Source organism: Enterobacter cloacae complex sp. SHL022 (genome assembly GCF_049237785.1).
Taxonomy (GTDB): Bacteria; Pseudomonadota; Gammaproteobacteria; order Enterobacterales; family Enterobacteriaceae; genus Enterobacter; species Enterobacter hormaechei_C.
This window is the reverse complement of the sequence record NZ_JBMKJH010000010.1, coordinates 80,070-106,313: the sequence shown is the minus strand read 5'-3', so window position 1 is coordinate 106,313 and position 26,244 is coordinate 80,070. Positions and strand designations below refer to the sequence as shown.

The window sequence follows — 26,244 nt, the reverse complement described above, 5'->3', positions numbered from 1 at the left end:
CCCGTCAGTTAGTGGCCGGGTATTCCTGGATGGTGACCTGGATCGTCAGCTTCTTGTCATTACGCATGACTTCAACAGGGATGATGGAGCCCGGGCGAATCTCAGCCACCTGGTCCATGGTTTCCAGCGCAGAGACCGCTGGCGTACCGTTAACGGAAAGGATAACGTCGTTCACCTGGATACCTGCATTGGCCGCCGGGCCGCCAGGCGCCACTTCGTTGACCACAATCCCCTGGATCTGATCGATACCACCGCCCTGCGTATGCATCGGTGCGATTTCACGCCCACCAATACCGATGTAGCCACGGATCACGCGGCCATCGCGGATCAGCTTGTCCATGATCTTGGTCGCCAGCTGGAATGGAATGGCAAAGCCAATCCCTTCCGGTGTTTCGCCGTCGTTGCTCTTGTCGAAGGAGAGGGTGTTAATGCCCATCAGTTCGCCCAGAGAGTTCACCAGCGCACCGCCGGAGTTACCGTGGTTGATAGAGGCATCGGTTTGCAGGAAGTTCTGCCGCCCTGACGGGTTCAGGCCGATTCGACCGGTCGCGCTGATGATCCCCTGAGTGATGGTCTGGCCCAGGTTGTACGGGTTACCGATCGCCAGTACCACATCGCCGATATGCGGCGTTCGTTTGCGATTAATCGGGATAGTCGGCAGACCGCCGGTGGCGTTGATCTTCAGCACCGCCAGATCGGTCAGGCTGTCCGACCCCACCAGCAGGGCTTCAAACACGCGGCCATCCTGCAAGGCGACGATAATCTGGTCGGCATCGTTAATGACGTGTTTATTGGTGATGATGTAGCCCCGGTCATCCATGATCACACCGGAACCGAGCGTGCGGATCTCCAGCTGGTTATGAGCAGAACTGTTAAGCCCGCGGTTATAGACGTTAACCACGGCGGGGGCGGCACGGCGTACCGCCTGATTGTACGTCGCAGGCGTTTCATCCGTGCTGTCGAACTGAGGAGCCGACAGTTTGTTGAACTGGCGTAAAGATGGCATAGCCACCAGCAGCAGACCGGCAACGATCAAACCAATGACAATTGAACGAAAGAGCTTTAAAAGCATGATGCGTGTGTCGTTAAAGAAGGAACGGTTTGCAGCATAACATGAGTTATCCGGACATCACACGCAGCGGCGATGCCCGGAGTCGCAAATGGTTAACGCAGTAAAATGTAGAGGGTATCGTTGCCACGGATAATTTGCAGGGCAATGACCGCCGGTTTACTCTCCAGCACCTTACGCATTTCGGCAATAGACTGCACGCGAGTACGGTTCACGCCCACGATCACGTCGTCCTGATGCAAACCTGCCTGCGCGGCCGGGCTGCTCTTCTCAACGGTAGTGACAGAAATGCCTTTCGTGCCGTTTTTAAGCTGACCGTCGCTCAGCGTAGCGCCCTGTAGAGCCGGGGAGATCTGTTCTGCGCTGGCGGAAGAGGAGGTGCTCTTGTCCAGCGTCACTTCCACGGTCAGCGGTTTGCCCTCGCGGATCAGGCCCAGCTTCACTTTAGCGCCAGGCTCCGTGGTGGCAATACGCGAACGTAATTCAGCGAAGCTGCTCAGCGGTTTATCGTTCAGGCTGACAATAACGTCACCGGATTTCACGCCCGCTTTCGCAGAGCCTGAGTTGGGCAACACTTCGCTGACAAACGCCCCGCGCTGGACGTTGAGCTTAAAGGCTTTGGCGATATCGGCGCTCATCTCCATGCCTTTGATGCCCAGCAGACCGCGCTTAACCTCGCCAAACTGAATCAGCTGTTGAGACAGGGTTTTCGCCATGTTGCTCGGAATGGCAAAACCAATCCCGATGCTGCCGCCGCCTGGCGCGAGGATAGCGGTGTTGATGCCGATCAGCTCACCGTTCAGATTAAGCAGCGCACCGCCGGAGTTGCCCCGGTTGATGGAGGCATCGGTCTGGATGAAATTTTCCAGCCCTTCGAGATTCAGGCCGCTGCGCCCCAGGGCGGAGACAATTCCGGAGGTGGCGGTCTGGCCTAAGCCGAACGGGTTACCGACCGCGACAGCAAAATCACCGACGCGCAGCTTATCGGAATCAGCAATGGCGATCTGGGTCAGGTTGCTGGGGTTTTGTACCTGTAGCAGGGCGATATCACTCTGATCGTCACCGCCGATCAGTTTGGCGTCAAACTCCCGGCCATCATTCAGCTGAACGCTGATTTTATCGGCCTGGCTGATCACGTGGTTATTGGTCAGGATATAGCCCTTAGCCGCGTCGATAATTACCCCTGAGCCCAGACCTTCAAACGGCTGAGCCTGCTGATCCGGCGCGTCTTCGCCAAAATATTTCTTCAGCTCTTCGGGAATACGCTGGCTTTGGCGTGCCGTCCCTTCCACCTGAACGCTGACTACCGCAGGCAGGACTTTTTCAAGCATCGGCGCAAGGCTGGGAATGGCTTCTTGTCCAGGCACCTGAGAAGGCAGTGCCGCACTGACGGGGAAGGACGCCGAGAGAGATAACCCGACACTTAACGCTAAGGCGCTCAACAGCTGGTTTTTTTTCTTCATCGATGCTGACTCTCGTATCCTGGAATGAAAAAGAACGGCCCCAAAAACATCTTGATGTTATTGAATTTTCAACCGCTGAACAATGAGGTGTTTGACTAAATAATAGCTGGGGACGGGAAGAAAGGACGGGCGCATAAGGTGCGCCCGTAAAATTTATTCAGGTTGTGCGATTAATCGCGTTTTACGCCACCGCGCAGCAGGCCGGACGCGCCGTCTGAATAGTCGCGTGGCATCTGAACCGGAGCCTGATCGTTACCGGCTTCAGAATCAGCCAGACGATTGCGGAAGGGGTTGGTCTCCGCGGTCATTTCCGGCAGCAGGTTGCTGGAGCTTTTCGCCATGTGCTGGTAGAGCTGGCGATAATCTGTCGCCATGTTGTCCAGCAGCTCAGCGCTACGGGCAAAGTGGCTGACCAGCTCTTCGCGATATTCTTCCAGTTCGGCTTTGTTCTTTTCCAGTTCGTATTGCAGTGACTGCTGCTGACGCAATTTGCGGTTACCGAAACGCATGGCCACAGCACCAATGATGATGCCGACGACTAAACCGATTAGCGCATATTCCCAGGTCATGAACTTCTCCCGTTGTCTTGTTGTTCCGTAGGGTGTTGGCTCGGCTCCTGCCTGTGCCTGATTATGCCACTATAACCGCTATTTCCGCAGAAGTGGAATCCTGACGTATCATCGCGTAGTGTAGAACAGCCTTTTTTTCATCAGCCACGCGCGCTGGTGAGGTTTAACTAAAGGAATAACAACAACATCATGCAAAACCTGTCCCCTTCATCGCGTTACCAACTGGCCCTGAGCGAGGGCACACACCAGCCGGATGATGTCCAGCGTGAAGCGGTTAACCGCCTGGACACGATTTATCAGGAAATTCTGGCGAAACCCGCCGATGCGGTGCAGAGCAGTGGGCTGAAGGCGGCATTCGGCCGTTTACTGGGCAAAAAAGAGCCCACGGTAAACGCACCGGTTCGTGGATTATATATGTGGGGTGGCGTTGGGCGGGGTAAGACCTGGCTGATGGACATGTTCTACCAGAGCCTGCCCGGCACGCGTAAGCAGCGTCTGCACTTTCACCGTTTTATGCTGCGGGTCCATGAAGAGCTGACGGCGCTCCAGGGCGAAACCGACCCGCTGGAGATTGTGGCCGATCGCTTCAAGGCGGAAACGGACGTGCTCTGCTTCGACGAGTTCTTTGTTTCCGATATTACGGATGCCATGTTGCTGGGGGGCCTCATGAAAGCGCTGTTTGCGCGTGGGATCACCCTGGTGGCGACTTCAAATATCCCGCCGGATGAGCTTTATCGCAATGGTCTTCAGCGGGCGCGTTTCCTGCCAGCCATAGATGCCATTAAACAGCACTGCGACATCATGAATGTCGATGCCGGCGTCGATTATCGTCTGCGCACATTAACGCAGGCGCACCTGTGGCTTTCACCGCTGAACGCCGACACAGCCAGCGAGATGGATAAACTCTGGCTGGCGCTGGCAGGGGCGCCGCGGGATAACGCGCCAGCGCTGGAGATTAATCATCGCCCGTTGTCGACGCTTGGCGTAGAGAACCAGACGCTGGCCGTCTCGTTTGGAACGCTCTGCGTGGACGCCCGCAGCCAGCATGACTACATTGCGCTTTCACGTCTGTTCCATACCGTTATGTTGTGGGATGTGCCCGTTATGACCCCACTAATGGAGAGCGAAGCGCGGCGCTTCATCGCGCTGGTAGATGAGTTTTACGAGCGCCACGTTAAGCTGGTGGTCAGCGCCGAGGTGCCTTTATATGAGATCTATCAGGGCGAGCGCCTGAAGTTTGAGTTCCAGCGCTGCCTGTCGCGCCTGCAAGAGATGCAGAGCGAAGAGTACCTCAAGCGTGAGCATATGCCGTAATAAATGCGCCCCTCTCCCCGTGGGAGAGGGGCTGGGGGTGAGGGCACCAGACCGCACAGTACGCAACCCCGAAAAACCCATTCCAAATCACATTTAAGGGTCGATCTTTGACCTCAACTTCTCTATAATCTTGCGACCCCACGTTTCGAGAAGGTTTTTTTCCCGAAACTTTCTATGTGTCGGCATGTGCTATTCGAAGGGGTAGGTTTGCCGGACTTTGTCGTGTGAACCTCAACTGACTAAACGTTTGGGTGTTCACCAACGTGTAACTTATTATTTGGGTAAGCTTTTAATGAAAACTTTTACAGCTAAACCAGAAACCGTACAGCGCGACTGGTATGTTGTTGACGCGACCGGTAAAACTCTGGGCCGTCTGGCTACTGAACTGGCTCGTCGCCTGCGCGGTAAGCATAAAGCGGAATACACTCCGCACGTTGATACCGGTGATTACATCATCGTTCTGAACGCTGACAAAGTTGCTGTTACCGGCAACAAGCGTACTGACAAAATGTACTACCACCACACCGGCCACATCGGTGGTATCAAAGAAGCGACCTTTGAAGAGATGATTGCCCGCCGTCCTGAGCGTGTGATTGAAATCGCGGTTAAAGGCATGCTGCCAAAAGGCCCGCTGGGTCGTGCTATGTTCCGTAAACTGAAAGTTTACGCAGGCAACGAGCACAACCACGCGGCACAGCAACCGCAAGTTCTTGACATCTAATCGGGATTATAGGCAATGGCTGAAAATCAATACTACGGCACTGGTCGCCGCAAAAGTTCCGCAGCTCGCGTTTTCATCAAACCGGGCAGTGGTAAAATCGTAATCAACCAGCGTTCTCTGGAACAATACTTCGGTCGCGAAACTGCCCGCATGGTAGTTCGCCAGCCGCTGGAACTGGTTGATATGGTAGAAAAACTGGATCTGTACATCACCGTTAAAGGTGGTGGTATCTCCGGTCAGGCAGGTGCGATCCGTCACGGTATCACCCGCGCTCTGATGGAGTACGACGAATCCCTGCGTTCTGAACTGCGTAAAGCTGGCTTCGTTACTCGTGACGCGCGTCAGGTTGAACGTAAGAAAGTGGGTCTGCGTAAAGCACGTCGTCGTCCACAGTTCTCCAAACGTTAATCCATTCTGCTTACGCAGAACGATTGGCGAAAAACCCGCTTCGGCGGGTTTTTTTATGGATAATACGCAGGTTATCCACAGTAACATTTCATATATCTTCTCTTTTTCCACATTTCCGGAATCCCCTCACCACAAAGCCATCAAAATCTGGTAAACTATCATCCAATTTTCTGCCCAAATATCGGTGAATACTCGATTTTTGTTCGATTCTTGAACAATGTGTCTTCTCTGGGATGGGCGATACATCATCTGGCTGGCCCCGTTGGGCTGGTAGCAGTAAAAATTCTGAATATACCTGGAGGTTTTCATGGCTGTCGCTGCCAACAAACGTTCGGTAATGACGCTGTTTTCTGGTCCTACTGACATTTATAGCCATCAGGTTCGTATCGTGCTGGCCGAGAAGGGTGTCAGTTTTGAGATCGAGCATGTGGAAAAGGATAACCCGCCTCAGGATCTGATCGATCTCAACCCGAGCCAAAGCGTACCGACGCTGGTGGATCGCGAGCTGACCCTGTGGGAATCCCGTATCATTATGGAATACCTGGATGAGCGTTTCCCGCATCCGCCGCTGATGCCTGTTTATCCTGTTGCGCGTGGTGAAAGCCGCCTGTACATGCAGCGTATCGAGAAAGACTGGTACTCGCTGATGAACGTTATTGTCAACGGTTCCTCTTCTGAAGCGGATGCTGCACGTAAACAGCTGCGTGAAGAGCTGCTGGCGATTGCGCCGGTATTTGGTCAAAAGCCTTTCTTCCTGAGCGACGAATTCAGCCTGGTAGATTGCTACCTGGCTCCGCTGCTGTGGCGTCTGCCAACCCTGGGCGTAGAGTTCAGCGGTCCTGGCGCGAAAGAGCTGAAAGGCTACATGACTCGCGTCTTTGAACGCGACTCTTTCCTGGCATCCTTAACTGAACCGGAACGTGAAATGCGTCTCGGCCGAGGCTAATGACTGTGGAAATGTCACAACTTTCACCACGCCGTCCGTATCTGCTGCGCGCCTTCTATGAATGGCTGCTGGATAACCAGCTCACGCCGCACCTGGTTGTGGATGTGACGTTGCCGGGCGTGCTGGTTCCAATGGAATACGCGCGCGACGGACAGATTGTACTGAATATTGCGCCACGCGCAGTGGGTAACCTGGAGCTGGCGAACGACGAAGTGCGCTTTAATGCGCGCTTCGGCGGCGTGCCGCGTCAGGTTTCCGTGCCGCTGGCAGCTGTGCTGGCTATCTACGCCCGTGAAAACGGTGCGGGCACAATGTTTGAGCCGGAAGCAGCTTATGATGAAGAGGTTGCGAGCCTGAACGATGAAGAGGGCGGCGTTGGGACCGAGAGCGAAACGGTGATGTCTGTGATTGATGGTGATAAGCCCGATCGCGAAGATGATAACGATCCTGATGACGATCCGCCGCCGCGCGGAGGACGTCCGGCATTACGCGTTGTAAAATAACGCTAACTCAATTTTAATCTTAACGGTCAGGTTTATGCCTGGCCGTTTTTTTTGGAGAAAATTATATATTTTTTAAATTGATCGAAAAATAAGAATATGGGACTGCATTTTTCGTTTTTTTTTATCTCGAGAAGAATGGTTACAATAATAAACGCAATGAATAATTTAAGCGGGTAGCCTTGCGTAATACCCGATTTAATAATTCATGATTATTATATCAGAGAAACTAAAAGTATAAATTAAATTTGCTAAATTGCATATATTTATAAAAATAATATTATAAAGTTCCCCAGTGACAGCTCATATTGCAAAAATAGTTTTGTACCTGATGGAAACCTATTTTTAATTATCATATGTTAAGGATTAACGAATGAAAAAAGTTCTTATTGCCACCGCACTGTCTCTTTGCGTCGCTTCCGCATTTGCTGCTGATACCGCAGTATTGCAGGTAAAAGGTAAGCTGACAAATGCTGCCTGTACTCCAGAATTAAGTAAAGGTGGCGTAGTAGATTACGGTACTATTCACCTTGGTTCATTGTCTGCCAGCGCAGTAAACCAGTTAGGTCAGAATAATATCGATCTAACCATCACTTGTTCTGCTGCGACGAAAGTTTCGTGGACTATGGTTGACGATCGTGCAGAGACGAATGCGGGTTTAACCGTTAATAACGCAATGTTTACCGGTGCAAGCCTATCCAATTCTAGTCAGACCTACGGTGTAGGTAAAACAACGGGCGGCGTGAACATCGGCAGCTATGCAATGTTTGTTAAGGTTGATAGCGTAACCGCTGACGGGGCGACAGTTGATCCTATTTACACTCAGAATGGGGATACCTCCAAGTGGACCACGAGCACGAATGGTTCTAGTCAGGCTCAAAACATCCGTGAGTTTACTGTTGCAAAATCTGGCGAAAAAGTTCCATTGGCATTCCTGAGTGCAACATTCCCGCTGGTGACATCACTGGCTATTCAGGATACTACCACGCTGGCCATTACCGACGATACCACACTTGATGGTCAGCTGACTATCAGCCTGAAATATTTATAATATTTTAAAAGTTATAATATTTTAAAATCGGTATATTAATTAAAAAGGGAATAAACATATCTTGTTTATTCCTTTCTAACTACACGTGAACATGGAATGTTGTGTTGTGGATTAAAGGAGTGATAATTATGTCTTGTTTAAAGAAAACCTTACTGAAGTCCGTTATTGCTGCCGCTCTGTTTTCAGCTCAATTCTCGACGTATGCAGCAGGAATGGTTCCTGAAACCAGTTTACTGGTAATTGATGAGGCAACGCACAGCGGTACGATCAACGTTAAAAATACGGACAGCTTTCCGGCTCTGTTATATACCAATGTCCTTGATTTACCGGACGATCAGGGTTTAAAACTGATTTCCACCCAACCGGTGGTACGTCTGGAGCCTGGCCAGACCCAGCAGCTTCGTTTTATTTTACAAAATAAAGAACCGCTGGAGGCTGAGCACTATAAACGTGTGACGTTCGAGGGTATTCCGCCGAAAAGCGATAACAAGAACATTAAGATCGGATTTAATCTTCGTCAGGATTTGCCTGTGCTTATCCGTCCGGCGAAACTGGCGGTTGTTACCGATGCATGGAAGTACCTGGAATGGAACGCAACGGGTACAACGCTTACGGTGAAAAACCCCAGCAAATACGTTGTGCGTCTGGCACAAAACGTTATGACTCAGCCATCTGGCACCGCAGGCACGCTGCCTAAAACGTATATTTTACCAGGCCAAAGTATGACCGCAACGCTGAAGAAAACGGTGAGCGGCGATAATAAAGTGAAATTTTTCCCGGCCAGTCGCTACGGTGTGGAAGTACCGAGCTTTGTTTCAGAATTAAATAAATAACACTCAATAGGGATATGACGGTGTGTAAAAAAAGCCGCCTTGCACTTTGTGTCCGCGCTATTCTTTGCGGCACATTACCTCTGGTAGTCCTCGCGTCACCCTCTTTGTATGCGAGGGAAGTGACGTTTGATACGGGCATTATTCAGTCACGTGGATTAAGCCCCGATTTAAACCATTACTTTGCACAAGCGCCACGATTCTTACCCGGCACACACTCTGTACAGGTTAAAGTGAATGGGAAAGATCGCGGTACGGCCGCTGCACGTTTTAATGAAGACGGCGAGCTCTGTATTGATAAAGATTTTCTGGATTTTGCCGGGATTATGCCTGTCCCGCTCAAGGCTGGCGAAGCGTGCCATGATATCCGCAGCGATTATGCGCAGGCGGTTGTCAACGCATTACCAAACCAGGACGCGGTAGAGCTTTATTTACCCCAGGAGGCAATTAACAGTTTAACCTCCAATATTAAACACTTTCAGCAAGGTGGCACGGCGGGGTTACTGAACTACTCATTATTCAGTACCCGTAACGAATATGGCGACAGCGATAACAGCCGCTATTCGCAGGCTAGCCTGGAGGCTGGCTTTAATACGATGGACTGGTCTGTGCGCAGCCGCTATATCCTGACGGATGATGATGGCGATAAAAATGCGGAAAGCATTTACACCTACGCGGAGCATGTATTTGTTCCCCAGCGCCTGACCATGCAGGTGGGTGAAATTAACGCCATGTCCGGTGTATTAAGCGGCGTGCCGATTACGGGGGTGCAGCTCATGCCCACCAACGGCCTGGAAAGGGACGGGACTGGCGTAAGCGTATCGGGTATCGCCCGTTCCTCGCAGGCGCGCGTTGAGGTGCGCCAGAGTGGTCGTCTCGTCTACAGTACGTTAGTGCCGGCGGGTCCGTTTACCCTGGACGATGTGCCAGTTGTCAGAAATAACGTCGATCTCGACGTGACTGTCGTGGAATCAGATGGCTCTTCAAGCCACTTCATTGTGCCTGCTTCCGCAGTCAGAACCCGCAAGCTGGGGCGTCCGCAGGGATTGACCATGTCTGTGGGCCAGGTACGGAGTATTGACAGCGATTATAGCGATCCGCTGGTCGTGAACGTCTCTGACGGCTGGCGTATCACACCATGGATGAACGTACTGGCATCCGGCGCAGTGGCAGAAAAGTATCAGGCTGCGGGCGGCAGCGCGGAGTTTATGCTCTCTGATATATGGGGCATCACGACTACCGCTGCGGCAAGTAAAGAGCAGTTTGGCGACAGTAATAGCGGGCTCAAAACCGAGCTGCAAAGCGATTTAACGCTGGGTGAACACGTGAGCCTTTCCGCCAGCGCAACGCATTTTAGCAGCGGTTACCGCGAGCTTGCCGATGCGCTGGATGATGAATTTCAGCCTAATGATAATACTTACAGCGGCAACGTAAGTTTTGCGACAGGGATTGCGGGTACGTTTAGCGCAGGGTTTAACTACAACCAGAGCGCAAACTACGAGGACAGCCGCTACCTGCTGCTGTCGTGGGGTAAAACCTTTAAATATGCCAGCATCACCGTGAACTGGCAGAGCGCCGTCGGAAATACTGATGACGAGCAGGATGACGATATGCTCTACGTCAACCTGAGCATTCCACTCGGTGGCTCGCAAAGCCTGAGCAGCTATATGCGCAAGCAGGGTGACAGAACCACCTATGGTGTCGCGAACAGCGGCGCCATTGGCGATAACACCAATTATTATATCTCTGCGGATCGTGATAACGATGACAATGAGAATAGCTTTAACGGCAATATCAACACTAACCTGCACTATACCCAGTTGAGCGTTGGTGGGGGCAGCAGCGGTAGTAACCAGCGCAACTATAGCGCAACGCTGACGGGCGGTATTGCAATGCATAAAGATGGCGTGACCTTCTCGCCGTACGCTATTAAAGATACGTTCGCCATCGCTAAGCTGAACGAGCCGAAGAGTGGCGTAGAGATTTCAACGCCGCAGGGCACCATCTGGACCGACCATTGGGGACAGGCTGTGGTACCGGGGCTGAATGAGTGGCGTAACTCCCGTATTGAAATTGATGCCAATAAACTTCCGCCAAGCATGACGCTGGCGAACGGCATTAAATACGTTGCGGCAGGGCATGCTTCCGTCAGTGAAGTCAGCTTTAAAATTCTGAATAGCCGTCGCGTGATGCTGCGGGTGAAGAGAGCGGATGGTACACCACTGGCGAAGGGGTTATCCATTGTTGATGAGAAGGGCAATTATATCGTCACCAGCGTGGATGACGGCCATGTGTTTATCAATGATGCCGATCAGCTGAAAGGGCTGTATGCCATGGATGACAATAACAATCGGCTTTGTCAGATTCACTATACCTTAAGTGATAAAAAAGATGACGAAGCGTTCTATGAGGAAGTAAACGGAGTATGCCAATGAAGACTCAGCGCGTAATCAAAGTAGCGACGTTTCTGGCGTTTTGTTTACCCGGTTTGACGCTTGCCGAAGATTGTCAGATCACGCTTTCTCAGCCCATTGTAGATTATAAACAGCTCAAGCGTGACGATATTGTTACGTCTCAGCAAAGCTGGCATAAATTGCCGGAACGGGAAGTTACCGTGAATGTGTTTTGTCCAGACAAACAGAAGCTGGCAGTGCTTTTACAGGGTAATGCTGGAGAGAAAGGTCGCTTCCGTTTTGGTCAGAATGGCGGTGTCGCAGTTAAAATTGATGATATGAATGTTGATGGCAAAAGCTATACCGTGGGTAAAACGGTTGATCAGCTTAACTTTACGCCGGAAAGCGGGTCGCCTTCGCCATTCTATTTAAGAAATAATGAAGCCGTCGTCGCGGTTGAAAATAACCAGGCCGTTACGGGCCAGCAGATGACATTTACAGCTACGATATTCCCTGTGCTTAATGAAAGTGCATTCAGTAATAATGCCGATCAAACAACGCTGGAAAGCGATTTAAGCTGGAAAATATTGCAAAATAATCCATAGGCAATGTGGTGATGATATCGTAATAACGTTATCTTTAAGCGTTGCAGGATTGTTTTATCACGAATGGTACGCCATTCAATTAGTAAGTGCGGAATATACAACCCATTCTTTACATGAATAAAAGATTGGGTTGGGTTTCCGTGAATCAATAATGTTAAGGATTAACAAATGAAAAAAGTTCTTCTCGCTACCGCGTTGTCTCTTTGTGTCGCTTCCGCATTTGCTGCTGATACCGCAGTATTGCAGGTAAAAGGTAAGCTGACAAATGCCGCTTGTACTCCTCAGTTAAGTAACGGCGGTGTCGTAGATTATGGCACTATCCATTTGGGTGAGCTCTCTGCAACAGCTGTTAACCAGTTAGGTGACAAAGATATTAACCTGACGATTACATGCGGTGCGCCTACTCAGGTTGGTTGGGTTGTGAATGACGATCGCGAGTCAAGTAAGGCTGGTATTAATGTCGATTTCAACGGCACAATGCAAAACATTTCTTACTATCAGTATGGCGTAGGTAAAACCACAGGTGGTGTGAATATTGGTAACTATATGCTTTTCATCAAAAATAAGAAAGTCACCATTGATGGGCAAGAGGGCGACGAAATTTTTTCAAACGTCGACTGGAATGGCTCTAAATGGGAATCAGGCGGTGCGGTTCGCAGCGACGGTATCTCCATTATCAGTGCCGCAACCACAGGCACAACGACCCCTGTTGCATTTACCACTGCGGTTTTCCCACTGGTTACCTCTCTGGCTATTCAGGGGACCGATACGCTGGCGATTACTGACGATACATCTTTAGATGGTCAGGCAACAATTACCCTGAAATACCTTTAAGTTATTTGGGTATTAATATCCCGCTCTGTCGTTGTGTAAGGCTATATTAGCATTTACGCTTACAGCGGATTATTTAGGTTTGAATATGTAGAGGGAGTAACTTCCCTCTTTGTTTAGAAAATTCTGTTTTTAATAGCGAGAGTAGCCCACTTTATTAAAAGCAGAAAGAACATTTACATTAACGTTAAGAATTAACAAATGAAAAAAGTTGTATTGGCTTCTATGCTTGTCATGTTTGTATCTTCTGCCTTTGCCGCAGACACCGCCGTACTGAAAGTCACAGGCGTTCTGACAAATAGCAGTTGCATCCCTGAAATCAGCGGCGGTGGCGTGGTAGATTACGGTACGATCCACCTGTCAGCCCTGAACACCACTGCTATTAACCAGCTGGGCCAGAAAGATTTCTCTCTTTCTATTACCTGCCCTGCGCTGACCAAAGCGGGCTTTAGCGTTTCTGACGACCGTACTGGTACTGCGCCAAACATTATGGTTAAAGATGGTGCGGGTAACGGTAACGATATTATTCAGCCGCTCAATATGTTTGGTCTGAATAAGACCGCAGGAAACGTTAACATCGGTAACTACACCATTTTCGTGAAAAACGACACGATTACTGCTGATGGTGCCACTGTTGGGGCGATCTACAGCGCAGACAACGGCACCAGCTGGTCTGATAACGGCACACTGATGGTTAATGACGGTAGCCAGATTGTATCCGTTGCTACAGTTGGCAGCACCGCGCCAGTTGCGTTTAAAAACCTGGTCATTCCGATGGCGGTTTCTGCTGCGATTCAGGATACCAATACGCTGGCTATTACTGATGATACCAACATGGATGGTCAGGCAACGTTTACCATCAAGTATCTGTAATATTCAGAAACTGGCAGAATATAAAAATAATGCCCGGCATTGCCGGGCATTATTATTTACACTTCGAGGAAGTTCATGATCCCATCAGCCGCTTTACGGCCTTCGGCAATCGCCGTGACCACCAGGTCAGAGCCACGAACGATGTCGCCACCGGCGAAGATTTTCGGGTTGCTGGTCTGGAACGCGTTGTCGCTGCCTTCTGGCGCAATGATGCGGCCCTGAGAGTCCAGCTCTACGCTGTGCTTCGCCAGCCACTCCATGCTGTGAGGACGGAAACCAAACGCCATCACCACGGCGTCAGCCGGGATCACGTGTTCAGAACCGGCCACGATCTCCGCGCGACGACGGCCTTTCGCATCTGGCGCACCCATCTCCGTGCGCGCCATCTTCACGCCGCTCACTTTACCATTGGCATTCACTTCAATACCCAGAGGCTGAATGTTGAACTGGAACTCGACGCCCTCTTCACGCGCGTTTTTCACTTCGCGTTTAGAACCCGGCATGTTCTCTTCGTCACGACGGTAGGCACAGATGACATGCGCCGCATTCTGACGAATGGAGGTACGCACGCAGTCCATCGCGGTATCACCGCCGCCCAGCACCACCACGCGTTTGCCTTCCATACTGACGAACGGCTCATCGGCGGTCTCGCCGTAGCCCATTAGCTGTTTGGTATTCGCAATCAGGAACGGCAGCGCGTCGTACACGCCTGGCGCATCTTCGTTCTCCAGACCACCGCGCATGGACTGATAGGTTCCCACGCCCAGGAACACGGCGTCGTAATCTTTCAGCAGGTCGTCGAGCTGTACGTCGCGGCCCACTTCGGTGTTGAGTTTGAACTCAATGCCCATGCCGGTGAAGATTTCGCGGCGGCGGGTCATGACCTCTTTCTCCAGCTTGAAGGCCGGGATACCGAAGGTCAGCAGGCCGCCAATCTCTGGGTGGCGATCGAAGACCACCGCCTTCACGCCGTTACGGGTCAGCACGTCCGCACAGGCCAGGCCTGCCGGGCCCGCGCCGATAATCGCCACGCGCTTGTCGGTTTGACGCACACCGGTCATATCCGGACGCCAGCCCATCTCGAACGCTTTATCGTTGATATAGCGTTCGATGTTGCCGATGGTCACCGCGCCAAACTCGTCGTTCAGCGTACAGGAGCCTTCACACAGACGATCCTGAGGGCACACGCGGCCGCACACTTCCGGCAGGGTGTTGGTCTGATGAGACAGCTCGGCGGCTTCAAAAATACGCCCTTCGTTGGCCAGCTTCAGCCAGTTCGGGATGTAGTTATGGACCGGACACTTCCATTCGCAGTAAGGGTTACCGCAGGACAGGCAGCGGTCTGCCTGTGCTTTGGCCTGGCCTTCTGAAAACGGCTCATAGATTTCAACAAATTCAATTTTACGGATCTTCAGCGGTTTCTTTGGCGGATCAACACGCTGAAGGTCGATAAACTGGTAAACGTTCTGGCTCATCTGAATTCCTTACTGCGCCTGCACGCGCAGCTCTGCTGCGCTACGACTACGGTGACCCAACAGGGCTTTAACATCGCTGGACTTCGGCTTAACCAGCGCGAATTTCGCAGAGAACGCCGGCCAGTTGGCCAGGATCTCTTCGCCGCGCGAAGAACCGGTATGCTGCACGTGTTCGGTAATTAAGCCGCGCAGGTGTTCTTCGTGGATGGCCAGAGTATCAACGTCCAGCACTTCCACCAGCTCAGGGTTCACGCGTTTGCGGAACTCACCGTCTTCATCCAGGACGTAGGCAAAACCGCCCGTCATGCCCGCGCCAAAGTTCACGCCGGTTTTACCCAGGACGCACACTATTCCGCCCGTCATGTATTCACAGCCGTTATCGCCGATGCCTTCCACCACGGTGATGGCGCCGGAGTTACGCACCGCAAAACGCTCGCCCGCACGGCCCGCGGCAAACAGACGACCGCCGGTTGCACCGTACAGACAGGTATTGCCGATGATGCTTGCTTCATGGCTGCGGAAGGCTGAACCAACCGGAGGACGCACCGCCAGCAGACCGCCCGCCATGCCTTTTCCGACGTAGTCGTTGGCATCACCGGTCAGGTATAACTCAACGCCACCCGCGTTCCACACGCCGAAGCTCTGACCCGCGGTACCGCTGAAATGCGCGGTAATCGGATCCGACGCCAGACCCTGATCACCGTGCGTTTGCGCGATGTAACCGGAGAGAGATGCACCCACGGAACGGTCGGTGTTGCGGATATCAAACCAGAACGTTTTGCTCTGCTTCTCATCCACATACGGCTTCGCCTGTTGCAGCAGCTGTGCGTTCAGCACGCCGTTATCGAACGGCGGGTTGTTCTCGGTACAGTAAACCGCTTTGCCAGGATGCGGCTGAGCGGTTTCCAGCAGCTTGGACAGCTCCAGCTTCTGCTGCTTGGCCGTGAAGCCCTCAAGCTCTTTCAGCAGGTCGGTACGGCCAATCAGATCCACCAGACGCTTCACGCCCAGCTGCGCCATCAACTCGCGGGTTTCACGGGCGATGAAGTCAAAGTAGTTAGTCACTTTGAACGGCAGGCCGTGATAGTGGTTCTTACGCAGCTTTTCGTCCTGGGTAGCAACGCCCGTTGCACAGTTGTTCAGGTGGCAAATACGCAGGTATTTACAGCCGAGCGCAACCATTGGGCCGGTACCAAAGCCGAAGCTTTCCGCTCCCAGAATCGCCGCTTTGATGATGTCGAGGCCGGTTTTCAGCCCACCGTCCACCTGCAAACGGATCTTGTGACGCAGGCCGTTAGCGACCAGCGCCTGCTGGGTTTCCACCAGGCCGAGCTCCCACGGACAGCCCGCATATTTCACGGAGGAGAGCGGGCTTGCGCCGGTGCCGCCGTCGTAACCGGCGATGGTGATCAGATCCGCATAGGCTTTCGCCACGCCGGTGGCAATGGTGCCAACGCCCGGTTCGGAAACCAGCTTCACGGAGATCATCGCTTTCGGGTTGACCTGTTTCAGGTCGAAAATCAGCTGCGCCAGATCCTCGATAGAGTAAATATCGTGGTGCGGCGGCGGGGAGATCAGCGTCACGCCTGGCACCGAGTAGCGAAGCTTAGCGATGTACGGGGTGACTTTATCACCCGGCAGTTGACCGCCTTCACCCGGTTTTGCCCCCTGAGCGACCTTAATCTGGATCACGTCGGCGTTAACCAGGTACGCAGGCGTTACGCCAAAGCGACCGGACGCCACCTGCTTGATACGGGACACTTTGTTGGTGCCGTAGCGGGCCGGATCTTCACCGCCTTCGCCGGAGTTGGAGTTGCCGCCGATGCTGTTCATGGCTTCCGCCAGCGCTTCGTGGGCTTCCGGGCTCAGCGCGCCGATGGACATCGCCGCGGTATCGAAGCGTTTGAACAGCTCAGACGCGGGTTCAACCTCGTCAATGCTGACCGCTTCCTCACCCGGATTGAGGGCAATGAGATCGCGCAGCGTCGCCGCGGGACGGTTGTTCACCAGCTCAGCATACTGCTGATAATCGCTGTACTCGCCGCTCTGCACCGCCTGTTGCAGCGTGCGCACTACGTCCGGGTTATAAGCGTGATACTCACCCCCGTGGACATATTTCAGCAGGCCGCCCTGTTCCAGCGGCTTACGTGCCAGCCAGGCGCGTTTCGACAGGTTAACCAGATCCTGCTGGAAGTCAGCAAAACCAGCGCCACCGATACGGCTGACCACGCCCTGGAAGCAGAGGTTGGCGACCTCGTTATGCAGGCCGACCGTTTCAAACAGCTTCGAGCAGCGGTAAGAGGCGATGGTCGAGATGCCCATTTTGGACATGATCTTGTACAGACCTTTGTTGATGCCGTTACGGTAGTTCAGCATCACAGCACGGTAGTCTTTGTCGATCGCGCGGGTATCTACCAGGCGTGCCAGCGTTTCGTAGGCCAGGTACGGATAAATCGCCGTGGCGCCAAAGCCTAACAGCACCGCAAAGTGGTGCGGGTCGCGCGCGCTCGCGGTTTCAACGATGATGTTGGCATCGCAGCGCAGGCTCTTGTCCACCAGACGCGTCTGGATAGCCCCCACCGCCATGGGGGCAGGCACCGGCAGACGGTTTTTCGCGATGTTGCGGTCAGACAGCACCAGCAGAACGGTGCCGTTACGTACCATCTGCTCGGCTTTGTCGCACAGCGCGTTCACCGTCTCTTCGAGGCTCGTTTCGGTCACGTCGAAGGTGATATCGAGCGTGTCGGCGCGATAGTGCTCCTCGGTCATGGTGGTGAGCTGTTTGAAATCGGAGTACAACAGGATCGGTGATTTAAAGGTCAGACGGTGCGCCTGGCCTTCGGCTTCACAGAATACGTTCATCTCACGGCCGATGCTGGTGGCCAGCGACATGACGTGGGCTTCGCGCAGCGGGTCTATTGGCGGGTTAGTGACCTGCGCAAACTGCTGACGGAAATAGTCGTAAATAATGCGTGGCTGGCTGGAAAGCACGGCAAACGGGGTATCGTCACCCATTGAGCCGACCGCTTCCTGGCCGTTTTCGCCGAGCACGCGAATAACCGAGTCCAGTTCTTCCGCGCTGTAGTTAAACTGCTTCTGGAAGCTCGCGAGGGTGTCATCGTCCAGCTCGCGGCTGCCCACTTCTTCGTCCGACAGATCTTCAAACGGCACCAGACGACGCACGTTTTTCTCCATCCACTCTTTGTACGGATGGCGGCTCTTCAGATCGTTGTCGGTTTCGGCGGAATGCAGAATACGCCCACCGCGGGTGTCGATCACCATCAGCTCGCCCGGACCGACGCGGCCTTTTTCGACCACTTCGTCAGGCTGGTAATCCCAGATCCCGACTTCAGAGGCGCAGGTGATGAGCTTGTCTTTAGTAATAACGTAGCGCGCCGGACGCAGACCGTTACGGTCCAGGTTACAGGCGGCAAAACGACCGTCGGACATCACGATGCCCGCCGGGCCGTCCCACGGCTCCATGTGCATGGAGTTAAAGTCGAAGAACGCGCGCAGCTCAGGGTCCATATCCGGGTTGTTCTGCCAGGCCGGTGGCACGAGCAGACGCATGGCGCGCACGATATCCATCCCGCCCGCCAGCAGCAGCTCCAGCATGTTATCCATGGAGCTGGAGTCCGAGCCGGTTTCGTTGACGAACGGTGCGGCATCGTGCAGGTCCGGGATCAGCGGGGTCTGGAACTTATAGGTACGGGCGCGGGCCCACTGGCGGTTGCCGGTAATGGTGTTGATCTCACCGTTGTGCGCCAGGTAGCGGAACGGCTGAGCCAGCGGCCAGCGTGGAACGGTGTTGGTGGAGAAGCGCTGGTGGAACAGGCAAATGGCCGATTCCAGACGCAGATCCGCCAGGTCCAGATAGAAGCGCGGCAGGTCAGCCGGCATACACAGACCTTTATAGATGTTCACCAGGTTAGAGAGGCTACAGACGTAGAACTCTTTATCGTCCTGGAGACGTTTTTCAATGCGGCGGCGTGCGATAAACAGACGGCGTTCCATATCACGCGGACGCCAGCCCGCAGGCGCGTTGACGAAAATCTGTTCAATACGAGGCAGCGAGGAGAGGGCGATTTCACCGAGCACCCCTTCGTTGGTTGGCACATCGCGCCAGCCGACAATCGACAGGGTTTCACGCTGAAGTTCTTCTTCAACGATGCGGCGTGAGGCGGCAGCTTTTTCTGGATCCTGATTCAGGAACAGCATACCGACAGCGTAGTTTTTGGCTAAACGCCAGCCGCGCTCTTCCGCCACGATGCGGAAGAAACGATCCGGTTTTTGCAGCAGCAGGCCGCAACCGTCGCCGGTTTTACCATCGGCAAGGATGGCGCCACGGTGCTGCATACGGGCCAGTGCGTGAATAGCAGTACGCACTACCTTGTGGCTAGGTTCGCCTTCTATGTGGGCGATCAGGCCGAAACCACAGTTATCCTTCTCAAGGGATTTATCGTACAACATATCAGTGAACCTCCCCAGGCTCGTCGGGCTTCCCACTGAACTTTACCGTGGCGCACAGGCGCAGAAAGAGCATGGCGACGGGGTTAGCGTTTCATACGCGGACCTCGCATTCGCCCTCTTTTTCATCCTTTTGCGCAGGTAAACAAGTTTGAGGACTTGCTTCAGAGGGAATCTCAATTACTGCATAAATATGATGAGCAGGCCGCTCATCCAGAAAGCTTCCAGCGGATTTCCAACTTATCGGGAATTGGTACACAGGTCAAATGGCAATCTTATTTATACAAAAATGTGCTAAAGCGTTATTATCTAATTGTTTTTATTGTGTATTTAACTATTTTTACAACCGCTTAAAGCACCGGGCAGGTGCAGGGGAGTGTGATCTGACTCACTATATGAAAGCGGTATTATCGATGCAGCGTGCTGAAATGCAGATTTATAGCAGAATATTAATCTGGTGTTGCATTCAATGCCGCATAAAATCACTGTTTTTCAGTCCTGGCGCTATAAATGAAAAAAACCATCAGAACATAAGGAAAAGTAATTACGTTCAGGGTGAATGAAATGTCGGTAATCGTGATTATTTATTCAAATAGATAAAAGCCGTCCAGGGCGATTGATCCAAGTCATCGCCGACAGAGGCTAAAAATGGCAGGCTTGTCCCCTTTCTTCGGGACGGTCTATCAGATTATGCAGTTACAGAAATTAGTCAATATGTTTGGTGGGGATCTTTTGCAGCGCTACGGACAAAAGGTTCACAAACTGACGCTGCACGGCGGCTTTAGCTGCCCGAACCGCGATGGCACCATCGGGCGTGGTGGCTGCACCTTCTGTAACGTGGCCTCGTTTGCTGACGAGGCCCAGCAGCATAAATCTATCGCTGAACAGCTCGCCCATCAGGCGAGTCTGGTGAACCGCGCGAAGCAGTATCTGGCCTATTTCCAGGCCTATACCAGCACGTGGGCGGAGGTGCAGGTGCTGCGCTCGATGTATCAGCAGGCGGTTGCTCAAGCGAACATTGTCGGGCTGTGCGTGGGGACGCGTCCGGACTGCGTGCCGGACGCCGTGCTGGATTTACTTAGCGAGTACAAAGAGAAGGGCTACGAGATCTGGCTGGAGCTGGGCTTGCAGACCGCGCATGACAAAACCCTGCACCGTATCAATCGCGGGCATGATTTCGCCTGCTATCAGCGCACCACGCGTCTCGCCCGCGAGCGTGGATTAAAAGTCTGCTCGCATCTGATTGTCGGCTTGCCGGGAGAAGGGCAGCAGCACGGGCTGGAAACGCTGGAAAAAGTCGTTGAGACCGGCGTGGATGGCATTAAGCTGCATCCGCTGCATATCGTGAAGGGCAGCATAATGGCGAAAGCCTGGGAAGCGGGGCGGTTATGTGGTATCGAACTCGACGACTATACGGTGACTGCGGGGGAAATGATTCGCCATACGCCGCCGGAGATTGTTTACCACCGCATCTCGGCAAGCGCCCGCCGTCCAACGCTTCTGGCACCGCTATGGTGTGAGAACCGCTGGACGGGGATGCTGGAAATCAACCGCTATCTACAGGAGAACGGCGTACAGGGGTCGGCGCTTGGCCGCCCGTGGGTTCCCACGCTACCGGCGACGGCCGCCTAGCAGACTTCCCAGCATGCCGCGTACTATCTGGTTGGTAATCTGACGCGTCGCGCTTTTTGCCATGGTCTGAACCACGCCATCGCGTTTGCCGCCGCGTGGCCCGGTGCTGCCGAACAGAATATCTTTCAGCCCGCCGAGAATGCCGTCGTCCACGGCAACAGATTGCCCTTTTGCGGCAGGCGCATCCTGCGATTCGGCAGTCGCCTGCACCCCTTTTTGCAGCATCTCGAACGCCGATTCGCGATCCACCTCGTCTTCATACTTTCCGTACACCGGGGAGTGGTTAATCAGGCTGTTGCGTTCATCGTCCGTTACCGGACCCATGCGCGAGCAGGGCGCAATCACCATCGCGCGCTCGACAACTGTCGGGCTGCCTTTTGCATCGAGGAACGAAATCAGCGCTTCACCGGTGCCCAGCGCCTGAATGGCGGTTTCGGTATCAAAGGCCGGATTGACACGCATGGTTTGCGCCGCGGCTTTCACCGCTTTCTGATCTTTCGGCGTAAAGGCGCGCAGGGCGTGCTGCACGCGGTTACCCAACTGCCCCAGTACGTTGTCCGGAATATCCGACGGGTTTTGCGACACAAACCAGACCCCGACGCCTTTGGAGCGGATCAGGCGGATAACCTGTTCAATTTTATCCAGCAGCACCTGCGGCGCGTCGTTAAACAACAGATGCGCTTCGTCAAAGAAGAACACCAGTTTGGGTTTTTCCAGATCGCCTGCTTCCGGCAGTTGTTCGTACAGTTCAGAGAGCATCCACAGCAGGCTGGCGGCGTAAAGCTTCGGCATCTGGTAGAGCTTCTCTGCGCTCAGAATGTTGATGATGCCTTTGCCGCTGCTGTCGGTACGCATCCAGTCTTTGATATCCAGCATTGGCTCGCCGAAGAAGTGTTCGGCGCCCTGTTGCTCCAGCGTCAGGAGCCCGCGCTGAATGGCGCCCACTGAGGCGCTGCTAATATTGCCGTACTGGTTCTGGAAGGATTTGGCGTTATCGCCAATGTACTGGGTGATGGCGCGCAGATCTTTGAAGTCGAGCAGCAGTAGCCCCTGATCGTCGGCGATACGGAAGATAATGTTCAGTACCCCGGACTGCACGTCGTTGAGGTTAAGCAGACGAGCCAGCAGCAGCGGGCCGAGGTCGGAGACGGTGGCACGCACCGGATGCCCTTTTTCGCCGAAGATATCCCAGACTACCACCGGATTACCGTGCGGCGTCCAGTCCGTGATACCGATATTTTTCAGGCGCTCAAGCAGTTTTTCTGACGCTGCACCTTCCTGAGCCACCCCAGTTAAATCGCCCTTCACGTCAGCCATAAAAACCGGCACGCCAGTCTCTGACAACGACTCAGCCAGCTTTTGCAGGGTAACGGTTTTTCCCGTCCCGGTCGCGCCGGTGATCAGGCCATGACGGTTCGCCATCGCGGGCAGTAAAAACAGCTCTTTTTCCAGCGTCCTGGCGATTAACAATGGTGTACTCATGATGCACGTCCTCTCGTAGTCCTGGGTGGAGTATAGGCAACCTGACGGCAAAATGTCTGCGTAAATTCCTCACTTTGCGGCGCATTATCCAGTGCGGACTATGCTTTTGCATACGGTAAACAAAATTTTGGGAAACTATGTCCAGATTCTTTTTTAACGACCGCAAACAGCTTGTCAACGATGCCATTGAAGGCATACTTCTCTCCGCGCCGCACGGTAATCTCGTCAAACTGGATATCGATCCGGCCATCCGCGTGGTGGCTCGCGGCGACTGGGATAAAAGCCGCGTGGCGGTGATCTCCGGTGGCGGCTCCGGCCATGAACCGGCACATGCCGGGTTCGTCGGCAAAGGCATGCTTACCGCAGCGGTGTGTGGCGATCTGTTCGCCTCCCCAAGCGTGGATGCGGTCCTCAATGCCATTGTGGCGGTGACGGGCGACCGTGGCTGCCTGCTGATTGTGAAAAACTACACCGGCGACCGGCTTAACTTTGGCCTGGCGGCGGAAAAAGCCAAACGCTACGGCCTGAAGGTCGAGATGGTTATCGTGGCGGATGATATCGCCCTGCCGGATAACAAGCAGCCGCGTGGTATCGCGGGAACGGCGCTGGTGCATAAAATTGCGGGATATGCGGCAGAGCAGGGGAAATCGCTAAACGACGTGCGGGATATTGCGCAACAGGCCTGCGATAACCTCTGGAGCCTGGGCGTGGCGATGCAAACGTGCAACCTGCCGGGCAGCGATGATGAAGGGGGGCGCATTAAACAAGGCCATGTCGAGCTGGGTTTGGGCATTCACGGCGAGCCGGGAGCTTCCGTCGTGGATACGCAAAACAGCAAAGCCATTATCGACACGCTGGTGACGCCGTTACGCGCGCAGGCGGGGGAAGGGCGTTTTGCGGTGCTGATTAACAATCTTGGTGGCGTATCGGCGTTGGAGATGGCGCTGCTGACCAAAGAGCTGGCGCACTCGGCGCTGAAAGAGAACATTGCGTATCTGATTGGCCCGGCGCCGCTGGTGAGTGCGCTGGATATGAAAGGCTTTTCGTTAACGCTGCTAAAGCTCAACGATTTCTTCGAGAAGGCGATTCACGCCGAGGTCGAGACGCTGGGCTGGCAGAAGCCCGTGGCGTTCGCGCCCCTGCGTACCGTCCCACATAGCGCCCTTCATGATCGCGTGGAATATGCCCCGTCGGACAATACGGAGGTGAGCGAGGCCGTCGCCTCGGTAACGAAAACATTGATTCAGCTGGAAAACCGCCTTAACGCGCTGGATGCCAAAGTAGGCGATGGCGACACGGGCTCCACTTTTGCGCAAGGGGCGCGGGATATTGCGCAGCGACTTGAGGAGAACAACCTGCCCCTTAACGACGTGCCGACATTACTCCTGCTGGTAGGCGAGCGGCTGGCAACGGTGATGGGCGGATCGAGTGGGGTGTTGATGTCGATCTTCTTCACGGCGGCAGGACAAAAGCTTCACGATGGACAGCCGCTACCTGAAGCCTTGCTGAGCGGACTTGCGCAGATGAAGCAGTATGGCGGCGCGGATCTCGGCGATCGTACGCTGATCGATGCGCTGCAACCGGCGCTGGAGGCGTTACAGAAAGGCAATATTCAGGCGGCAGCGCAGGCCGCGCAGCAGGGCGCCGAAGCAACGGCAAAAATGGCGAAAGCCGGCGCGGGACGCTCGTCGTATGTGAATAAAGAGAATCTGGACGGGGTGATGGATCCGGGGGCAGTCGCGGTGGCGGAAGTTTTTAAGACCATGGTAGATGCAAAACGGTAACAACCGTTACCGTTTTTAGTGTTTGCGCCCTCTCCCTGTGAGCTGAGGGATCCCCACAAAATAATGCCTGCACAGACGGCCCCCTCTCCCTTGAGGGAGAGGGTTGGGGTGAGGGCATCAGGCCGCACATTCCCCGGCAATGTCACATCAAAAATCCGCTTTCAACACCACGCGGTAGCGGGCTTTGCCGTCGCGCACGTGCTGGATCGCTTCGTTGATTTTTGACATCGGGTACAGCTCGGTGGTGGGTGCCACTTTTGTGCGTCCGGCAAACTTCATCAGCTTGCGCAGCTCGTACGGTGTACCGGTCGCGGAGCCTGACACGCTGCGATCCCCGCCGATCAGGGTAAACGCCGGAACCGGCAGCGGCTTCATCACCGCACCCACGGTGTGGAAGTTACCGCCGTAGGCCAGCGCTTCAAAGTACGGCTGCCAGTCGAGATCGACGTTTACCGTGTTGATGATCAGGTCAAACTGGCCTGCCAGGGCGGTGAGTGCCTGAGGATCGCGGCTGTTCACCACTTTATCCGCACCCATCGCCAGCACTTCCTGCTCTTTCGCCGGGTTAGAGCTGAACGCCGTCACTTCACAGCCCATCGCATGCAGCAGTTTGATGGCAATATGCCCCAGACCGCCAATACCGATCACGCCGACGCGGCTGGTGGCGGTGATGTGATGCATCAGCAGCGGTTTAAATACGGTGATACCGCCACACAGCAGCGGACCTGCGGATTCAATATCAATGCTGTCCGGCAGCGGGATAACCCATTGCCAGTCGGCGCGCAGCTTATCGGCGAAACCGCCCTTGTTAAGGATGGTCGGCGTTGCGCCCTCAAGGCAGTTGATCTGGTTGCCGCTGATACAGGCATCGCAGTGACCGCAGCTGCGTGCCGTCCAGCCGATACCCACGCGCTGGCCCACTTTCAGCCCTTTGTCCTGCGCGGCGCTGCCGAGCGCCACGACGCGGCCAATGACTTCGTGCCCGGCAACCAGCGGATAGCTGGAAAAGCCCCATTCATTGTCGATCATCGAGAGATCCGAGTGGCAGATCCCGCAGTAATCAACCTGTACTTCGACGTCTTCCGCTTTTAGTTCGCCCGCATCGTACTCGTACAGCTCAAGTTCTGCACCCGCCTGCGGTGCGGCGTAGCTTTTTATCTTCGACATCGCGTTTCCCCTGTTTTGGTGTGAACTGTGAGTGTAGAGCATTCAGTTTACAGACGCTTAACAGAAGACGGCAGGAACGAAACTTACAGACTTTTCAGCATCCTGACTTCGCAGTCCACGTGGCCCGTGCAGCCCAGTGGCGCATCGATATGCTCAAAGCCCAGATGCTCATACAGGCCAATGGCCTCTTTAAGGAAAGCGGTGGTTTCGAGGTAGCAACGTTTAAAGCCCTGTGATCGTGCATGTTCCAGGGCGACCAGCGCCAGCTTTTTCGCCAGGCCTTGTCCGCGTATCGTTGGCAGGAAATACATTTTCTGAAGTTCACAGATATCCGGCTCGCTGCAAAGCAGTGGGGCAATGCCGCCGCCGCCCACGACCTGGCCGTCCTGTTCAATGACCCAGTAGGCATGACCCGGCTGGCTGTACAGCTGAAAAAGTTCGTCCAGATTGGGGTCGGCCACGGTGTAGCCTTTGTCGGCGGTCAGGCCATATTCGGCAGAAACCGTGCGGATAACGGCGGCGATAGCCGGGTTGTCCTGCTCAGTGATCCGACGCATTGTCGTCGCGACGGGGGTAATCACGCTCATAGCTTTACTCATGACAAAAATTGACACACAACTGCTGTTAATAGCACCGCAGAAAGGGGAGTGCAAGCGAGGAGTTT

The 26,244-nt window shown here is 54.0% G+C and carries 21 protein-coding genes; 13 read left to right on the top strand and 8 right to left on the bottom strand.

The window, feature by feature from the left end; translation table 11 throughout:
- Positions 1–4: 4 nt before the first annotated feature.
- The 3 genes from degS to zapG form a co-directional block, all read right to left on the bottom strand.
- Positions 5–1,072 carry an outer membrane-stress sensor serine endopeptidase DegS gene (gene degS, locus ACOTZD_RS19390; RefSeq protein ID WP_003860430.1) on the bottom strand — a complete coding sequence of 356 codons (1,068 nt, stop codon included), beginning with the start codon at positions 1,070–1,072 and terminating at the stop codon, positions 5–7.
- Between the two features lie 92 nt (positions 1,073–1,164).
- Positions 1,165–2,532 (bottom strand): serine endoprotease DegQ, encoded by a 1,368-nt coding sequence (gene degQ / locus ACOTZD_RS19385; protein ID WP_003860431.1) that lies wholly within the window; start codon positions 2,530–2,532, stop codon positions 1,165–1,167.
- Between the two features lie 170 nt (positions 2,533–2,702).
- On the bottom strand, positions 2,703–3,101 hold the full coding sequence (gene zapG, locus ACOTZD_RS19380; protein ID WP_174402491.1) for a Z-ring associated protein ZapG: 399 nt from the start codon (positions 3,099–3,101) through the stop codon (positions 2,703–2,705).
- Between the two features lie 189 nt (positions 3,102–3,290).
- Here zapG and zapE point away from each other — a divergent pair, with 189 nt between their 5' ends.
- The 11 genes from zapE to ACOTZD_RS19325 all read left to right on the top strand — a co-directional run bounded on the left by zapE (position 3,291) and on the right by ACOTZD_RS19325 (position 13,573).
- A complete protein-coding gene (gene zapE / locus ACOTZD_RS19375; RefSeq protein ID WP_003860433.1) occupies positions 3,291–4,415 on the top strand; it encodes a cell division protein ZapE in 1,125 nt (374 codons plus the stop codon).
- Between the two features lie 292 nt (positions 4,416–4,707).
- Positions 4,708–5,136, top strand: coding sequence for a 50S ribosomal protein L13 (rplM, locus tag ACOTZD_RS19370; RefSeq protein WP_003860434.1), 429 nt, complete (start codon positions 4,708–4,710; stop codon positions 5,134–5,136).
- 15 nt (positions 5,137–5,151) lie between these two features.
- Positions 5,152–5,544 (top strand): 30S ribosomal protein S9, encoded by a 393-nt coding sequence (rpsI, locus tag ACOTZD_RS19365; RefSeq protein ID WP_003860436.1) that lies wholly within the window; start codon positions 5,152–5,154, stop codon positions 5,542–5,544.
- Positions 5,545–5,851: 307 nt separating this feature from the next.
- Positions 5,852–6,490 carry a stringent starvation protein SspA gene (gene sspA, locus ACOTZD_RS19360; protein ID WP_003860438.1) on the top strand — a complete coding sequence of 213 codons (639 nt, stop codon included), beginning with the start codon at positions 5,852–5,854 and terminating at the stop codon, positions 6,488–6,490.
- A gap of 5 nt (positions 6,491–6,495) precedes the next feature.
- On the top strand, positions 6,496–6,993 hold the full coding sequence (gene sspB / locus ACOTZD_RS19355) for a ClpXP protease specificity-enhancing factor (RefSeq protein ID WP_003860440.1): 498 nt from the start codon (positions 6,496–6,498) through the stop codon (positions 6,991–6,993).
- Positions 6,994–7,363: 370 nt separating this feature from the next.
- Positions 7,364–8,041: a DUF1120 domain-containing protein gene (locus tag ACOTZD_RS19350; protein WP_023323800.1), complete on the top strand. Its 678-nt coding sequence runs from the start codon at positions 7,364–7,366 to the stop codon at positions 8,039–8,041.
- Positions 8,042–8,169: 128 nt separating this feature from the next.
- Positions 8,170–8,874: a fimbria/pilus chaperone family protein gene (locus tag ACOTZD_RS19345; protein ID WP_023323799.1), complete on the top strand. Its 705-nt coding sequence runs from the start codon at positions 8,170–8,172 to the stop codon at positions 8,872–8,874.
- Between the two features lie 14 nt (positions 8,875–8,888).
- On the top strand, positions 8,889–11,306 hold the full coding sequence (locus tag ACOTZD_RS19340) for a fimbrial biogenesis outer membrane usher protein (protein ID WP_023323798.1): 2,418 nt from the start codon (positions 8,889–8,891) through the stop codon (positions 11,304–11,306).
- Positions 11,303–11,869 carry an outer membrane protein gene (locus ACOTZD_RS19335; protein WP_023323797.1) on the top strand — a complete coding sequence of 189 codons (567 nt, stop codon included), beginning with the start codon at positions 11,303–11,305 and terminating at the stop codon, positions 11,867–11,869. Before ACOTZD_RS19340 ends, ACOTZD_RS19335 begins: the two co-directional genes overlap by 4 nt.
- A gap of 168 nt (positions 11,870–12,037) precedes the next feature.
- Positions 12,038–12,703, top strand: coding sequence for a DUF1120 domain-containing protein (locus tag ACOTZD_RS19330; protein ID WP_023323796.1), 666 nt, complete (start codon positions 12,038–12,040; stop codon positions 12,701–12,703).
- Positions 12,704–12,901: 198 nt separating this feature from the next.
- A complete protein-coding gene (locus ACOTZD_RS19325; protein WP_032627961.1) occupies positions 12,902–13,573 on the top strand; it encodes a DUF1120 domain-containing protein in 672 nt (223 codons plus the stop codon).
- Between the two features lie 56 nt (positions 13,574–13,629).
- Here ACOTZD_RS19325 and gltD read toward each other — a convergent pair whose 3' ends face one another.
- On the bottom strand, positions 13,630–15,048 hold the full coding sequence (gene gltD, locus ACOTZD_RS19320) for a glutamate synthase subunit GltD (protein WP_017382721.1): 1,419 nt from the start codon (positions 15,046–15,048) through the stop codon (positions 13,630–13,632).
- A gap of 9 nt (positions 15,049–15,057) precedes the next feature.
- Positions 15,058–19,518, bottom strand: coding sequence for a glutamate synthase large subunit (gltB, locus tag ACOTZD_RS19315; RefSeq protein WP_174402501.1), 4,461 nt, complete (start codon positions 19,516–19,518; stop codon positions 15,058–15,060).
- Positions 19,519–20,205: 687 nt separating this feature from the next.
- Between gltB and ACOTZD_RS19310 the strand changes: the two genes are divergently transcribed.
- The gene (locus ACOTZD_RS19310) at positions 20,206–21,147 is read left to right on the top strand and encodes a TIGR01212 family radical SAM protein (RefSeq protein ID WP_114078569.1); all 942 of its coding nucleotides are present in this window, start codon (positions 20,206–20,208) and stop codon (positions 21,145–21,147) included.
- Here ACOTZD_RS19310 and ACOTZD_RS19305 read toward each other — a convergent pair.
- On the bottom strand, positions 21,127–22,629 hold the full coding sequence (locus ACOTZD_RS19305) for a helicase HerA-like C-terminal domain-containing protein (RefSeq protein ID WP_023323792.1): 1,503 nt from the start codon (positions 22,627–22,629) through the stop codon (positions 21,127–21,129). The two genes, ACOTZD_RS19310 and ACOTZD_RS19305, sit on opposite strands and share 21 nt — an antisense overlap.
- A 137-nt stretch (positions 22,630–22,766) precedes the next feature.
- Here ACOTZD_RS19305 and ACOTZD_RS19300 point away from each other — a divergent pair, with 137 nt between their 5' ends.
- Positions 22,767–24,413, top strand: a complete 1,647-nt coding sequence (locus tag ACOTZD_RS19300; protein WP_022651917.1) for a dihydroxyacetone kinase subunit DhaK — start codon at positions 22,767–22,769, stop codon at positions 24,411–24,413.
- Between the two features lie 147 nt (positions 24,414–24,560).
- Here ACOTZD_RS19300 and ahr read toward each other — a convergent pair whose 3' ends face one another.
- Together ahr and ACOTZD_RS19290 are read right to left on the bottom strand one after the other, a co-directional pair.
- The gene (gene ahr / locus ACOTZD_RS19295; RefSeq protein WP_003861889.1) at positions 24,561–25,580 is read right to left on the bottom strand and encodes an NADPH-dependent aldehyde reductase Ahr; all 1,020 of its coding nucleotides are present in this window, start codon (positions 25,578–25,580) and stop codon (positions 24,561–24,563) included.
- A gap of 83 nt (positions 25,581–25,663) precedes the next feature.
- A complete protein-coding gene (locus ACOTZD_RS19290) occupies positions 25,664–26,167 on the bottom strand; it encodes a GNAT family N-acetyltransferase (protein WP_003861887.1) in 504 nt (167 codons plus the stop codon).
- Positions 26,168–26,244 lie beyond the last annotated feature (77 nt).

Coding starts and splice junctions, on each gene's coding strand:
- sspA (WP_003860438.1), top strand. CDS start 5,852: ATGGCTGTCGCTGCCAACAAACGTTCGGTAATGACGCTGTTTTCTGGT.
- ACOTZD_RS19305 (WP_023323792.1), bottom strand. CDS start 22,629: ATGAGTACACCATTGTTAATCGCCAGGACGCTGGAAAAAGAGCTGTTT.
- degS (WP_003860430.1), bottom strand. CDS start 1,072: ATGCTTTTAAAGCTCTTTCGTTCAATTGTCATTGGTTTGATCGTTGCC.
- gltD (WP_017382721.1), bottom strand. CDS start 15,048: ATGAGCCAGAACGTTTACCAGTTTATCGACCTTCAGCGTGTTGATCCG.
- rpsI (WP_003860436.1), top strand. CDS start 5,152: ATGGCTGAAAATCAATACTACGGCACTGGTCGCCGCAAAAGTTCCGCA.
- ACOTZD_RS19330 (WP_023323796.1), top strand. CDS start 12,038: ATGAAAAAAGTTCTTCTCGCTACCGCGTTGTCTCTTTGTGTCGCTTCC.
- ACOTZD_RS19310 (WP_114078569.1), top strand. CDS start 20,206: ATGCAGTTACAGAAATTAGTCAATATGTTTGGTGGGGATCTTTTGCAG.
- zapE (WP_003860433.1), top strand. CDS start 3,291: ATGCAAAACCTGTCCCCTTCATCGCGTTACCAACTGGCCCTGAGCGAG.
- gltB (WP_174402501.1), bottom strand. CDS start 19,518: ATGTTGTACGATAAATCCCTTGAGAAGGATAACTGTGGTTTCGGCCTG.
- rplM (WP_003860434.1), top strand. CDS start 4,708: ATGAAAACTTTTACAGCTAAACCAGAAACCGTACAGCGCGACTGGTAT.
- ACOTZD_RS19325 (WP_032627961.1), top strand. CDS start 12,902: ATGAAAAAAGTTGTATTGGCTTCTATGCTTGTCATGTTTGTATCTTCT.
- zapG (WP_174402491.1), bottom strand. CDS start 3,101: ATGACCTGGGAATATGCGCTAATCGGTTTAGTCGTCGGCATCATCATT.
- ACOTZD_RS19340 (WP_023323798.1), top strand. CDS start 8,889: ATGACGGTGTGTAAAAAAAGCCGCCTTGCACTTTGTGTCCGCGCTATT.
- ACOTZD_RS19345 (WP_023323799.1), top strand. CDS start 8,170: ATGTCTTGTTTAAAGAAAACCTTACTGAAGTCCGTTATTGCTGCCGCT.
- ACOTZD_RS19300 (WP_022651917.1), top strand. CDS start 22,767: ATGTCCAGATTCTTTTTTAACGACCGCAAACAGCTTGTCAACGATGCC.
- ahr (WP_003861889.1), bottom strand. CDS start 25,580: ATGTCGAAGATAAAAAGCTACGCCGCACCGCAGGCGGGTGCAGAACTT.
- ACOTZD_RS19290 (WP_003861887.1), bottom strand. CDS start 26,167: ATGAGCGTGATTACCCCCGTCGCGACGACAATGCGTCGGATCACTGAG.
- degQ (WP_003860431.1), bottom strand. CDS start 2,532: ATGAAGAAAAAAAACCAGCTGTTGAGCGCCTTAGCGTTAAGTGTCGGG.
- ACOTZD_RS19350 (WP_023323800.1), top strand. CDS start 7,364: ATGAAAAAAGTTCTTATTGCCACCGCACTGTCTCTTTGCGTCGCTTCC.
- ACOTZD_RS19335 (WP_023323797.1), top strand. CDS start 11,303: ATGAAGACTCAGCGCGTAATCAAAGTAGCGACGTTTCTGGCGTTTTGT.